The sequence below is a fragment of the Hoeflea sp. IMCC20628 genome (assembly GCF_001011155.1).
In the GTDB taxonomy this organism is placed as follows: domain Bacteria; phylum Pseudomonadota; class Alphaproteobacteria; order Rhizobiales; family Rhizobiaceae; genus Hoeflea.
This window is the reverse complement of the sequence record NZ_CP011479.1, coordinates 1,834,894-1,848,393: the sequence shown is the minus strand read 5'-3', so window position 1 is coordinate 1,848,393 and position 13,500 is coordinate 1,834,894. Positions and strand designations below refer to the sequence as shown.

The 13,500-nt window shown below is 57.6% G+C and carries 9 protein-coding genes; 2 read left to right on the top strand and 7 right to left on the bottom strand.

Translation table 11 applies throughout. The features are described 5' to 3' along the window. Positions 1-64 precede the first annotated feature (64 nt). The 4 genes from nagZ to IMCC20628_RS08685 form a co-directional block, all read right to left on the bottom strand. A complete protein-coding gene (nagZ, locus tag IMCC20628_RS08700; protein ID WP_047029896.1) occupies positions 65-1,081 on the bottom strand; it encodes a beta-N-acetylhexosaminidase in 1,017 nt (338 codons plus the stop codon). A 120-nt stretch (positions 1,082-1,201) separates the two neighbouring features. Further along, complete coding sequence (locus IMCC20628_RS24220) at positions 1,202-4,576, bottom strand: SPOR domain-containing protein (RefSeq protein WP_052766359.1); 3,375 nt, start codon at positions 4,574-4,576, stop codon at positions 1,202-1,204. Positions 4,577-4,636: 60 nt separating this feature from the next. Beyond that, positions 4,637-6,397: an arginine--tRNA ligase gene (gene argS / locus IMCC20628_RS08690; RefSeq protein WP_047029895.1), complete on the bottom strand. Its 1,761-nt coding sequence runs from the start codon at positions 6,395-6,397 to the stop codon at positions 4,637-4,639. Positions 6,398-6,460: 63 nt separating this feature from the next. Then, the gene (locus tag IMCC20628_RS08685) at positions 6,461-7,666 is read right to left on the bottom strand and encodes a deoxyguanosinetriphosphate triphosphohydrolase (protein WP_047029894.1); all 1,206 of its coding nucleotides are present in this window, start codon (positions 7,664-7,666) and stop codon (positions 6,461-6,463) included. A 138-nt stretch (positions 7,667-7,804) separates the two neighbouring features. Here IMCC20628_RS08685 and erpA point away from each other — a divergent pair, with 138 nt between their 5' ends. Further along, complete coding sequence (gene erpA / locus IMCC20628_RS08680) at positions 7,805-8,140, top strand: iron-sulfur cluster insertion protein ErpA (protein ID WP_047029893.1); 336 nt, start codon at positions 7,805-7,807, stop codon at positions 8,138-8,140. A 56-nt stretch (positions 8,141-8,196) separates the two neighbouring features. Beyond that, a complete protein-coding gene (xth, locus tag IMCC20628_RS08675) occupies positions 8,197-8,979 on the top strand; it encodes an exodeoxyribonuclease III (RefSeq protein WP_047029892.1) in 783 nt (260 codons plus the stop codon). 412 nt (positions 8,980-9,391) lie between these two features. On the opposite strand, the gene IMCC20628_RS08670 is transcribed toward xth, so the two are convergent. The 3 genes from IMCC20628_RS08670 to IMCC20628_RS08660 all read right to left on the bottom strand — a co-directional run bounded on the left by IMCC20628_RS08670 (position 9,392) and on the right by IMCC20628_RS08660 (position 13,417). Next, positions 9,392-10,189, bottom strand: a complete 798-nt coding sequence (locus IMCC20628_RS08670) for a tetratricopeptide repeat protein (protein WP_047029891.1) — start codon at positions 10,187-10,189, stop codon at positions 9,392-9,394. Next, entirely contained in the window at positions 10,176-11,900 is a 1,725-nt protein-coding gene (ilvD, locus tag IMCC20628_RS08665; protein ID WP_047029890.1) for a dihydroxy-acid dehydratase, read from the bottom strand. Before ilvD ends, IMCC20628_RS08670 begins: the two co-directional genes overlap by 14 nt. Positions 11,901-12,196: 296 nt before the next feature. Beyond that, positions 12,197-13,417, bottom strand: a complete 1,221-nt coding sequence (locus IMCC20628_RS08660) for an OmpP1/FadL family transporter (protein WP_047029889.1) — start codon at positions 13,415-13,417, stop codon at positions 12,197-12,199. Between the last annotated feature and the right edge of the window lie 83 nt (positions 13,418-13,500).

The window sequence follows — 13,500 nt, the reverse complement described above, 5'->3', positions numbered from 1 at the left end:
TGCCGGGCGTTCCACCGTTATTCCGGTTGCCGTTGCTCACCGTTGCCGCCTTTCAGCCCGAAGGTTAGGAGGCTGCCATCAGCCCCTCGAATTCATCCCGCAATGCGGCTTCGTCGCTTGCATCGGGCGCAAGAAACGCCGTCATGACGTTTTGCGCACGCCGCAAGCTGTCTGCCGAGAGCACAGGCGTCATCGAGGCCACCGCCTCCATTTCCGCCCTGTTTCCATTGCAGTGCAATGTGACATCGCACCCTGCGGCAAAAATTGCACCAGTTCTCGTTGCGAAATCCCCAGAAAGCGCATTCATCGACACGTCATCCGACATCAAAAGCCCGTCAAAACCGATTTCAGAGCGAATAACATCCTCTACCACGCGGCGCGATGTAGTTGCTGGATGATCCGGATCGATGTCCGTGAACACCACATGCGCTGACATCGCCATCGCCTCGGAGCGAAGCGCCTTGAACGGAATAAAATCACGCGCCGACAATTCTGCCCGTGACGCATCGACATGCGGCAGTTCATGGTGCGTGTCAGCCCCGGCGCGGCCATGGCCGGGAATATGCTTGATCACCGGCAACATGCCGCCGGCTTTGAGGCCTTCGCACGCAGCGCGCCCCAGCGCCTCCACCACCTCGGGTGTGATCCCGTAAGCCCGCCTGCCGATCACTTCATGTCCACCGGGCGAAGGCACATCAAGCACAGGCAGGCAATCAACGCTTATTCCCAAAGGAAACAGATCGAACGCGTGCAGTCGCGACATGATCCATGTGGCCCGCAAGCCGGCCTCCGGATTGGCGAGATACAACGCGCCGAGATCCGCACCCGATGGATATTGCGGAACCAGAGGCGGCTTGAATCGCTGAACCCGCCCGCCTTCCTGATCAATCAGCACTGGCGCATCCGGGCGCCCGACGCTGTCGCGAAGGCTGGAAGTCAGATCGGCGACCTGGCTCATACTGATGATATTCCGGCCAAAAAGGATGAAGCCCCATGGCCTGGTCTCAGCAAAGAATGCGGCTTCGTCGGAGGATAACTCGGGCCCGGCGCACCCGAAAATGACTGCTTTTGATTCGCTCATAAACCAATGTTAGCCGATAGATTCGCATTTGACATGCTTCGCAGTGATCAGCTTATCGGACATGAAAAGGGGCGCACCTCGCAGCGCACCCCTCAAACCCAAAACCGTGATGATCGACTGTTAGCGCGACACGAAGCAACTGCCCCCGGCTGACTTGTAGCGGCTGCACAAGGCGTTGGCCTGATCTTTGGTTCCTGCTGGAACCCTGACCCGGTGAAACACGCCCTTGCCCGTGATATCAGCCCGCTGGATGTCGACACTCAAGCCGCCAAGCACCGAGTTGTAGCGTTTGGAAAGTGTGTTCCAGGAAGCCTGTGCGCCCTCGGCACTCGGTTGCGAGGCAATCTGCATATAGTAGCCGCCTGGATTGGCCGCAGGCGCTGCAGCTGCCGGGGCGGCAGCCACTTGCTGCGGCTGAGCCGGCGCCGTCGCAGGTGTTGCTTCAGGTGCAGCGGCAACATTGCCACCCTGCGTGACCGTACCAACCACGTTGACCGGCTGGTCTGCGGGCCGGCCCTGCGGAACCGGCGCATTGGACACCGGACGGATCTGCTGTGTCGTAACCACACGCACCGGGGCGATCGATGTGTTTGCAATTTCTTCGCCGGCAGTCGCAGATAACGCGGCCGCTGATGGCTCTGTCGCGGGGACTTCTGCAACAACCGCATCGGGTTGCAACACCTGCATCGTCGGAACCTTGGGCTCTGGCGTATCGACGATCGTCTGCTCCGCCTCAACAGCAGCGGTTTCCGTGGCCAACGGCTGTGGCTCGGGATCCTCACGGGCGACAATGGAACCATCAGGTTTGACGATCATGGTGCGCACCTTGCGCGGCGACACCACCGGAGGAGTTGGGACATTGGCGCCCGCTTCCGTCTCTGCCCCGTTGGCAAGCAGACGGTCTTCGGACTTGGTGGAAATGTCGCCACGGCCTTCCAGTGGCAAAATTTCTGGATCAAGTGTGCGTTGAACGACATCCACCGGCTCTTCAGCCGAATTGACCAGCGTCGGCTGGCCTGTCGGAGCGCCGTCGCCGCCAGCGACGCGATCGTAAACCGCCTTGTCCTGGTTGGGGACTGTAACTCCGCCAGGATTTTCGGGAAGAACCTTTACCGGGTCTGTATCCGCGCGGATGATCCGCGGTCCACCGTCAGCTGTCGTTTGGTCGTCCGACCACATGCTCCAGCCCAGCGCACCCGCTCCGGCAAGTAGAGCCAGACCAAGAACCACGAGCGCCAACACAGGCCCCCGAGAGCCAGCCTCGCGGTTGGCCTCGTCGTACAAAATTTCGTCCTGGGTCAGCACGCTGTCTTCATGAACGGGGGCGCCGTGGATGCGGGCCGCAGAATCATGATCAACGCCGAGTTCACGCTCCAACTCGATATATTCCGAAGAAAGTTCATTTCCGCGTGATGATGAAGTGCTGCGACTCCATCCCTCGACAAAGCCAAGGTCACCGGTAACCGCGGCGGCGGCCCCCGCCTCCGGTTCCGGTTCATGCCGATCGACGATATCGGCAAATTCCCGATCGATTTCGCTGTCATAGTCCGGATCAACCGACAGCGGCTCATCATGAATAAGCTCGGGCACATCAATGTCGGTGACCGCTTCAAGGGTGTCCCCTGGTTCGGAAATCAGATTTGCATCGAAATAATAGTCGTCATCGTCAGAACGGGCCGTGGGGTCAGACGTTTCGAAACCGGAGAGCCAGTCAGACTGCTGCGGTTCACCGGCGATCTCGGGAGCGATGATGGCAGCGTTGCTGGCGTTTGAGCGATCCTCGGGCTCGGAGGCGACATCTGCATCAGATGTATCGGTGTCTGCGATCTGCCCGAAGTCGAGAAATGCGTCAGAAATTTCGTCACGTTCAACCGCCGATTCGGCCACCACATCATCGAGTTGCCAGTCATCCATTTCATCCACGTCATCGGATACAGGCGTGTCTGGCGACGTCTGAGCCCGAACGACCGACGGAGCTTCTCTTTCAACAAGAGTTTCAGCCAGAACTTGCTCAATATCGAGTTCGAACTCGTCCGTCTCGTCGACACTTTCACCAATTGGTTCCGCGCGGGTGACTGGAAGATCATACATATTTTCCAGTTCCTCATCGAGTTCCTCGGCGACGCCATCCTCAATGCTGTCCACTGACCAGGTTTCCGTAACATCATCCGAGGCGTTGTCCGCTTCAAGAATGGTGTCATCATAAGCGATGTCGGCCAGCAGTTCCTCGGCCGCTTCATCAAAAACCGATGAGTGATCATCCAGATCGTCAGCTGTCCATTCGCCCTCACCAGCTTCGGCATCAATCGCGCTGCGGTCTTGCTGTGGAGCGACGTCTTCGTCCTGATCAGCGGCAGCGTCGGCGTCGCTCATGGCGACTTCATGCTCAAACACGTCAAGCTCGGTGGACAGATAGGCCTCGAAATCCAAAGCCGGTTCGCTGGAATTTTCGCTCGAGGCAGGCTCATCGGTATCGACAGCAGCAGACTCGGCCTCAAAGCCGGGTTCATTATCGATCAGGTCCGCATCAGAACCGTCGAGATCACCACTGAAACCACCTTCAAATGCAGACACATCATTCAACGGTTCTTCATTGGCAACTTCGTCCATTTCCGTGTCTGTTGCCGGTCTGAACAGCAGTGGCGGCACAGTGTTCTCACGTGCAGGCACATCAAACCGGACCATGTCGGCGAAAACATCATCTTCGGAATGATCGGGGATCACGACTGGACAACCTGCCGCGAAATCAGCAGCGATCACCTCTCCCGGTTTATCGCGAGTCTGCCCAGCCGGCGCGGATTCATTTGCATCCTCGCGCTCCGCCTCATCCTGATCGGTGTCAAGCCCGGGTATATCCCGGGTATCGGCCAGATCATCGTCGAACGAATTCAGCTCTTCTGAAGTCAGATCCGGGTCAACATCGAAAACAAACTCAATCTCGTCTGGTTCAGAGACCGTGTCAGATAACGGTTCAGAGTCCAGAGATTCTGAAAAGTCCCAGTCAGACAAATTATCATTGTCATTTTCAACATCACGGGAGTCCGGCGCATACTCAGCGGCTTGTGCGGTTTCCGGACCTGCAGCCGGGCCCACATCCGAAGCAACATCTTCTTCGTCTGCTGCGGATTCCGTCTCGGGTTCCAAAATCTCGGAATCATCCAGAACCAGCTCAAGATCATCGTCAACTTCATCCCAAGGATCTTCAGCGGCAGGCTCATCGGCTTGCACCGATTCCTGACTCGCAACTGACTCGTCGGGTGCGGTCTGATCGGCAAGGTTGTCCGGATCGTCGGCTTCCACGGGCTGCGGGACGTCAAGCTCCCGCATCAATTCCGCCTCCAGATCCAGTTCACCAGAGTCAGGCTCTTTATCAGTCGTTTTCGCTGACGGGGCAGGCCGCTCATAGCCAATGATCCGGGCAAGCTCGGCCAAGGGATCATCGATTTCGGCATCCGGATTCGGGGACCGGGTGTTGTTATCCAATAGATCAACCATGCATCACTCACATACTCTCGCACAAATTTCTGCCAGAGCAATGTGGGGAAAAGGTGACGTCTAGCGCATTTCTTCCGGTGCGTCAGTTCCCGTAATGGTGAGACCTGACTTCAAAACCGATGCGACGGCGTACACCAGACCCAACCTGGCAATTGTGGATTGTCGGTTTTTATCGTTAACAAACCGCAAACCTGGCTCATCACGGCCTTTGTTCCAGTGTGAATGAAGCAAACCGGCCAGTTCGTAGAGGTAAAAAGCCACCCTGTGCGGCTCCTGCCCCAAGGCTGCAGCTTCGATCATTCGCGGATATTCGCCGAGCTTGGTGATCAGCGCCAACTCGCTCTCATGCGCCAGATCTGACAGATCTGCCGAGGCCAATGCTTCGGGTGACAAATCCAGATCGGGAAATGTCTCCAGCCCCTGCCGCAGCACCGAAGAGCAACGCGCATGGGCATACTGCACGTAGAACACCGGATTGTCCTTGGACTGCTCGGTCACCTTGGCAAAGTCGAAATCCAGCGATTCCGAGCTCTTCCGGTAAAGCATCATGAAGCGAACCGAATCGACACCCACCTCATCAACCACATCCCTGAGCGTGATGAAGTCTCCCGAACGCTTGGACATCGCGACCGGTTCGCCGTTGCGATAGATCTTGACCATCTGGCACAAAAGCACCGTCAGTTTCGCCTCGCCTCCCGACACGGCCTTGGCGACAGCCTCAAGCCGCTTGATATAGCCGCCATGGTCGGCGCCAAGCACATAGATCATCTCTGTAAAGCCGCGTTCGAACTTGTCGCGGAAATAGGCCACATCTGCGGCAAAATAGGTGTAGCTGCCATCCGACTTGATCAACGGACGGTCGATATCGTCGCCGACATCGGTAGACCGGAACAGCGTCTGCTCGCGGTCTTCCCAGTCCTCGGGCAGTTGGCCCTTCGGCGGCGGCAGCTTGCCCTTGTAGACATGGCCCTTGAAGGTCAGGTCATTGATGGCGTGACGAATGGCGCGCTCGCCATCGGCATGCAGACTGCGTTCGGAAAAGAACACGTCATGCTCGACATTGAGCGCCTTCAGGTCGGCCCGGATCATCGCCATCATCGCGTCAATCGTGCGCTCCTTGATGAGCGGCATCCGTTCTTCTTCCGGCATATGCCGCAACCTGTCGCCGAACTCTGCAGCCAGCGCCTTGCCGACCGGCACCAGATAATCGCCCGGATAAAGCCCGGCGGGAATGTCGCCGATGTCATCGCCCAGCGCTTCGCGGTATCTCAGAAAAGCCGATTTCGACAGCACATCGATCTGCGAACCCGCATCATTGATGTAGTATTCCTTGGTCACCTGGTAGCCGGCATAGCTCATCAGATTGGCGAGCGCGTCGCCAACCACGGCACCCCGGCAATGGCCGACATGCATCGGCCCGGTCGGGTTTGCGGAGACATATTCGACATTGACCTTGCGGTCGGCACCGGTCGCAGAGCGGCCAAAATCAGCGCCCTCGCGCACAACGGTCGACAAAAGACGGTGCCAGAAACTTGGGGTCAGGCGGAAATTCAGAAAACCGGGACCGGCCACCGTGGTCTCGGCAACATCGGCATCATCACCAAACTGTGCTGCGATCAGTTCGGCAAGCGCCCGCGGGTTCATTCCCAGCGGCTTGGCCAGAACCATGGCGGCATTGGTCGACATCTCGCCGTGGGCCGGATCGCGTGGCGGCTCCACAGTCATTCGCTCAAAACCGGTTTCGCCGCCTTTTTCCTTAAAGACATCAAGGGCTTTAACAGCTTGCTTGATTCTGAATTCGAAGTCCTTGAACACATTCATGGCATCAGTCCGATATGGCGGAAAAGCGGGGTGAAACAGGCGCTCGCGCCGGTTGACCGCTGCCTATCTCAATTCAGGTGTATCGTCAAACAAACGCCGGTGTGCGGCGATCGCATAGGTGTCGGTCATCCCGGCAAGGTAGTCCCTCACCCCTTGCGCCCGCAGTCTGTCCGGCAGGTCCTCGATCCCTGCATATTCATGCTTTTCTCCCATGGTCGAAGGATCAGACATGAAGGCCGCGAAAAGATCCCGGACAATCCGCGTAGCATGCGCCCGCACCCGCATCACATCGGGATGACGGTAGAGATGCTTGTACAGAAACGTCTTGATGTCACGGTCGGCCGCGACGAACTCATCAGAAAAAACCGCCATCGTCAGCCCCGCATGGCGAACATCATCGGCCGATTGCGGTTTGACCGCGATGATGTTGGATTGCGCCACGCCAATCACATCCTCAACCATCTCGGTAATTTGCCGTCGCATGATTTCATGAATGAAGCGCGGCTCCTCAAGGCCCGGATATCGATTGCGCACCTCTGCCATCAGCCGTGCCAGCAGTGGCAGTTCCTCCAGCATCTCCAGCGTGATCAGACCAGAGCGCAATCCGTCGTCGATGTCATGGGTGTTATAGGCAATGTCATCAGCGATCGCTGCCGCCTGGGCTTCCAGGCTCGCATGAGTCGCAAGCCACAAATCATGACTCTTATTGTAATCAAGAATGGGTCCAGGGACAGGTTGGCCGCCCTCGACGATCAATGGTCCGTTGTGTTTGACCAGACCTTCCAGCATTTCCCAGGAAAGATTGAGCCCGTCGAATTCCGCGTAGCGTTGTTCCAGTTTGGTGACGATGCGCAGCGACTGGGCGTTGTGATCAAATCCCCCGGCGTCAGCCAGCAACTCGGCCAGCGCCTCTTCGCCAGTATGACCGAAGGGCGTGTGGCCAAAATCATGCACAAGCGCCACACCCTCGGCCAGATCCTCATCAAGCTTGAGCGCGCGTGCAAGCGCCCGTGCGATCTGTGCCACTTCGATGGTGTGGGTCAGCCGGGTACGATAGTGGTCGCCTTCATGGGCGACGAAGACCTGGGTCTTGTGCTTGAGCCGCCGGAACGCGGTGGTGTGGATGATCCGGTCGCGGTCGCGCTGAAACTCCGACCGGGTCGGACTTGTGGGCTCCGCAAACAGCCGCCCGCGGCTGGCCCAGGGGTCAGCAGCCCATGGCGCATGTTCCCCGGTTCCAAAACCCAGCTTTGTTACGTCGAATTCCATGCCAATCCCGTCAACAGGCCCAACCATGTTCCTGCTCGGCCTATCCAAGCATTGACGTCGGGCCACCGCCTTCATACCTATAGAGAGACTGATTTGAAACATGTCTCTGCCGGACCTTGACCCCGGCAAGGAGGTCACGTGCCTGAATCCCCATCTGTTACCCTGTCTGAATCGGCTGCCCGCCGGATCAAGGAAATTGTTGCGACCGAGGCTGGCAAGTCCGCGCTTCGGGTTTCCGTCGAAGGCGGCGGCTGCTCCGGCTTTTCCTACAAGTTCGATCTTGCCGATCAGCCCGACGCGGATGACATAGTGCTCGAGAGAGACGAAGCCCGGGTTCTCATCGACCAGATCTCGTTGGTCTATATGGCCGGCTCTGAAATCGATTTCGTCGACAATCTGATGGGCCAGGCCTTTCAGATCAAGAATCCGAATGCGGTCGCTTCATGCGGCTGCGGGACAAGTTTCTCGGTCTGATCACCGGTTACCTGCCCCGCGTCAGACTGCTCCCGTGTCGTTGAAGGATTTCCCTCTTGAAAATCGTTACCTGGAACATCAACGGCATCAAGGCCCGGATCGAGAACCTGCTGGCCTGGCTCAAGGAGAGCGATCCGGATATCGTCTGCCTGCAGGAAATCAAGTCGGTTGATGAGGGATTCCTCCGGCTGGAAATCGAAGCAATGGGCTATCATGTTGAAACCCATGGCCAAAAAGGCTTCAACGGCGTTGCGATCCTGTCCAAGCAAAGCCCTGACGAGGTCAATCGCGGGCTTCCGCGTGACGACAGCGACGAACAGGCACGCTTCATCGAGGCGGTGTTCTCCGTCGACGGCGGCGTGCTGCGGGTAGTGTCGCTATATCTGCCCAACGGCAACCCCGTCGACACCCCCAAGTTCCCCTACAAGCTTGCCTGGATGGAGAGGCTTCACGCCTTTGCTGCCGACCGTCTGGCGCTTGAAGAGCCATTGGTGCTGGCAGGCGATTACAACGTCATTCCCGAGCCGGTCGACTGCCACGATCCGAAAGTCTGGGAAGGCGACGCGCTGTTTCGTCCCGAAACCAGAATGGCCTTCAGAAGGCTGGAAAACCTCGGTTTCACCGATGCGCTGCGCTCGGTCAACGACCAACCGGAAACCTATACGTTCTGGGACTATCAGGCCGGCGCCTGGCCCAAGAACAATGGCATCCGCATCGACCATTTGATGCTCTCACCGGAAGCGGCAATTCTTCTCAAATCGGCTGATGTCGAAAAATACGTTCGCGGCTGGGAAAAACCATCCGATCACGTCCCGGTGGCAATTTCTCTTGCCGTCTGAACAGCTTACCTGCTCATTGGCCTGAACGGCTGCAAAACTTGCCAATCTGCGGCAAGAAGCGCACAATATTGTCATGAAACATGCGCGATCATTGAGAATTGCATTGGGCATTTGTTCTCTGGCAATGCTCGGATTTTACACGCCCCCTGCATTCGCCGGGCAGGATTGAGAATGTCTCGGCAATGGCAAACGCATCAAGCAAGGTGGCGTTGTTTGCCTGCAGATCGGCTCATCCCAGCGCTATATGGCGCGCTGCGAGCGCAATCTCAACAACACCAGCTGGAAGAAGATCTCGGACGGCTGCCCGGTGGCGCAAATGTCGCCCACGCCAGCAACCACAGCATCATTGGTTCCAGGCTGAACTGGCCGGTGTCCAATTTTTAAATCATTGAAAGCGCTAAAGGCTGCCTGATCAATTCAGGCCCTTGGCCAGCATGTCCTGTGCCAGCGCCACGGCTGTACGCCGATCCGCCTCGCCCGACAACAAAAACGCCCGCTCCTGCAACGACTGGATCCATGGCTTGTCAGACGGCGCCGACCGCTCGAGAGCCGTGGTCATGAAAGCAAGCCCGCGGACAACCTGCCCCTCTTCGAACACCACATTGCCAAGCACGGCAGATGCTGCCGGATGACCGCTGACGCGGGCCCGGTTCAGCCATTTCTTGGCCTGCTGGATATCGTTGGCGCCGCCCTCGCCTTCAAGGATCATCCGACCCAGCCGGTACTGCGCTTCGGGGATGCCGAACGCAGACGCCGCCTGAAAATAGAGCTGCCGCGCAGCACCCAGATTGGCCTTGACCGGGCTTCCGGGAATGCCTTTCTGGTAATAGGTCGCCAGCGACAACAACGCATTGACGAAATAGCCGGTATCCTGCGAGCCCGGCTCAACACCCTGACGGGCGATATCATCATAGATCTTGAAGGCTTCGTAGTCGTTTTCGACCACGCCATCGCCATAGGCATACATATTGGCGAGCGCCCAGCGCGCGCCGGGATGGCCTTTGTCGGCGGCGTATTTATAGGCTTCGACAGCCTCGTCCTTGCGGCCCTTCTTGTAGGCCGAAAAGCCGAATTTGAACAGGTCAAACGGACCCGACTCGCTGGTCACGCCAGCATTTGGATCGAGCGCCAGCGCCGGTCCGCCAATGCCGATGGCAGCGGTGAGGACAGCACAAAAAAGCTTGGTTCGGGTACGGCTAGATGTCTGCATAGACGTGCTTTTCTTTCGCTCCGCCAGGGTGGGTTACTGCGCCATGTCGCGCCGATCCCACCGTCTGGGCGTATTTCCACAGCGCACCCGACGCATAGTCGGTCTCCCGCGCTGTCCAGTTTTTCCTGCGTGCAGCCAGTTCCTCATCGGACAGTTGCACATTCAAAATACCATCGACAGCATCAATCTCGATGATGTCGCCATCCTGAAGCAAGCCGATTGGCCCGCCTTCAGCTGCTTCCGGCCCGACATGGCCGATACAAAACCCGCGCGTTGCGCCGGAGAACCGGCCGTCGGTGATCAATGCAACCTTGTCGCCCATGCCTTGGCCATAGATGGCCGCAGTGGTCGACAACATTTCGCGCATCCCGGGGCCGCCCTTGGGGCCCTCGTAGCGGATCACCAGGACCTCGCCTTCCTTGTAATCACGCTTGTTAACCGCCGCGAAGCATTCCTCTTCCGAATCAAAACAGCGTGCCGGACCGATGAACTTCAGCCGGGTCATGCCGGCCACTTTCACGATCGCACCATCTTCGGCAAGATTGCCTTTCAGCCCGACAACACCGCCAGACACGGTGATCGGCTTGTTGGCCGGGTGCACAACATCCTGTTCGTCATTCCAGCGAACATGCTCCATGTTTTCGGCCAAAGTACGGCCTGTCACGGTCATGCAATCGCCATGAAGGTAGCCGTGATCGAGCATGGTCTTCATCAACACCGGAATGCCGCCAGCCTCGAACATGTCCTTGGCGACATATTTGCCGCCCGGTTTCAGATTGGCAATGTAAGGGGTGCGTTCGAAAATCTTGGCGACGTCAAACAGGTCAAATTCGATACCGCATTCATGCGCGATTGCCGGCAGGTGCAGCGCCGCATTTGTCGACCCGCCGGTGGCTGAAACCACAGCGGCAGCGTTTTCCAACGCCTTCAGGGTGACGATATCGCGCGGCCGAATCTGCTTGGCGATCAGCTCCATCACCTTCTCGCCAGCGGCATAGCTGAACTTGTCCCGCATTTCGTAAGGCGCAGGCGCGCCGCAGGAATAGGGCAATGCCAGTCCGATGGCCTCAGCCACTGTCGCCATGGTGTTGGCGGTGAACTGGGCGCCGCACGAACCTGCAGAAGGACACGCCGCCTGTTCGATCTCTAGAAGATCCTCGTCCGAAATATCGCCGACCGAGTGCTGGCCAACCGCCTCGAACACGTCCTGAACTGTGATCTGGCGGCCGCGGTAACTGCCTGGAAGGATTGAGCCGCCATAGATGAAGATCGAAGGCACGTTGAGTCGGACCATGGCCATCATCATGCCCGGCAGGGATTTGTCGCAGCCTGCGAGCCCGACAATGGCGTCATAGCAGTGACCGCGCATGGTCAACTCGACCGAATCAGCAATCACATCGCGGCTGACCAGGGATGATTTCATGCCCTGATGCCCCATGGCGATGCCGTCCGTCACGGTAATGGTGCAGAATTCGCGCGGCGTGCCTTTTGCAGCAGCAACGCCCTTCTTGACCACCTGCGCCTGGCGCATCAGCGAGATATTGCACGGCGCAGCTTCATTCCAGCATGACGCAACACCAACCAGCGGCTGAGCTATTTCTTCGGCCGAAAGTCCCATGGCATACAGGTAGGACCGGTGCGGCGCGCGCGCGGGTCCTACCGTTGTGTAGCGGCTTGGAAGCTTGGACTTATCGAAAGCGCTGGCGGTCATATGATCCTCAAATGCGTCTTGGTCATTTTATTCAAACCGAGCCGCAGGGGGCCTAACTGATGCCCTGCCCTGCGCCTCGTTTGTGGCGGGAAATGGGCACAATATGCCCCCGCAATTGCATAGCAGATGATTTCACATAATGTGTTGCGAAATCGTCACATTGCGTGATCTCTGGCATTCGGCAGCGAAACGCGTCAATCTTTCCAATGAATTCGGTCGAACCAAAAATGGCCTGCAGAATGCAAAAACCCCGCCACAAGGGCGGGGTTGAATTGTTGCTATACTGGACGGGTTGATCAGAACTTGACCTTGACGGCACCTGAGATGGCGGCCACCAAGTCTGAGCCATAATTGTACGTGATCCGAGCATCCGAAGATGAACCAGAAGTCAGGACACCAAGCGCTCCACCGAGCCGGATTTCAACATTCTCGTTCGGTGTGAAGGCACCACCAGCAGCAACCGTCCATGTGTCAGACTGAGTTCCAGTAGTAGTCGCGGTGCCACGGTCCCAGGTCAGGGCAACAAGGCCAGAAAGATTATCATTGAACTTGTGGCCAACACCGCCCGTAACCGTCCAACCGTCACGATAATAGAGATCGAGCGACGTGACCTCGTTCGGAGCCCCTGAGGAACATCCAAACGCAGCGGTAAATGTCGGACAAAGCGCGATTGACTGAAGCACACTCCAATCGACCCACTTGACCGATCCGAAGGCGAGCCAGCCGGGAGCGATGCCTGACTGTACCTTGATCTCAACGACCTGCGGCATTGTCGCCGCACCAAAAATCGGGGTCACTGCACCACCGAACGGGGCCGGTGCGAAGGGGTTCTGAGTGAGATCAAGCACTCCGGAGATGCTATTCAGTTGCACTTCGGAATAATAGACTGCGCTGGCTCTAAAAGCTATTTCCGGGATTTCATATGCTATGCCTGTACGCCAACCGATGCCTGAATCTTCCAGATTCACCCGACCAATGCCGGTGCCAAATGCAGCGGGAATCACCGCAGTCAGACGTTCCTTAAAACCGCTGATCTCCAAGTGTGAAACACCGCCAATGACCCTGAGCTGGCCCTTGCCTGCCTGGAACTTCACAGAGCAAGTTGCTGCAAAGCCGTCGCTTCCGATGTCCGTCTCCGTGTTCGAGTTTGCACCCGCCCAGTTGGTACCTGGTTTTGAATGCGCACCATAGGGCTGGCTGTAGTCGGCCATGCAATCCACATGTGCACCGATACCGACTTTCGCGCCAAGGCGCGGCACCCAGTAAGATTCGGTTTCGCGCACTCCGTTGGCCGGACCAACCGGGGTACCATCCGTTGCATCAACATCAACAACGTTATTGAGGTCGCGCTGCGGCATCACATAGGTCGCGGTGGCCTCAGTAGCAAAACGCGACGTATCAAAAAGCAAATCGACGTTATAGCCGCCTCGCTCCAATCCGCCTGCCTGTGCTGCCGAAGCAAGCGCCACAGTGGTTGCCATTAAAGCAACAAACGTTTTCAAAGTACCGCGAATCATGAATCCCCTCCAGGACTTAAAAGCTTACGATTGCCTAGATTAGGTAATGCATTTGGGGTGTTTGTAAACAGCACCCAACGCCC

Excerpts from the sequence above, each read along its gene's own strand:
- IMCC20628_RS08660 (WP_047029889.1), bottom strand. The coding sequence starts at position 13,417 with ATGATTCGCGGTACTTTGAAAACGTTTGTTGCTTTAATGGCAACCACT.
- IMCC20628_RS08670 (WP_047029891.1), bottom strand. The coding sequence starts at position 10,189 with ATGCAGACATCTAGCCGTACCCGAACCAAGCTTTTTTGTGCTGTCCTC.
- IMCC20628_RS08685 (WP_047029894.1), bottom strand. The coding sequence starts at position 7,666 with ATGGAATTCGACGTAACAAAGCTGGGTTTTGGAACCGGGGAACATGCG.
- nagZ (WP_047029896.1), bottom strand. The coding sequence starts at position 1,081 with ATGAGCGAATCAAAAGCAGTCATTTTCGGGTGCGCCGGGCCCGAGTTA.
- IMCC20628_RS24220 (WP_052766359.1), bottom strand. The coding sequence starts at position 4,576 with ATGGTTGATCTATTGGATAACAACACCCGGTCCCCGAATCCGGATGCC.
- argS (WP_047029895.1), bottom strand. The coding sequence starts at position 6,397 with ATGAATGTGTTCAAGGACTTCGAATTCAGAATCAAGCAAGCTGTTAAA.
- ilvD (WP_047029890.1), bottom strand. The coding sequence starts at position 11,900 with ATGACCGCCAGCGCTTTCGATAAGTCCAAGCTTCCAAGCCGCTACACA.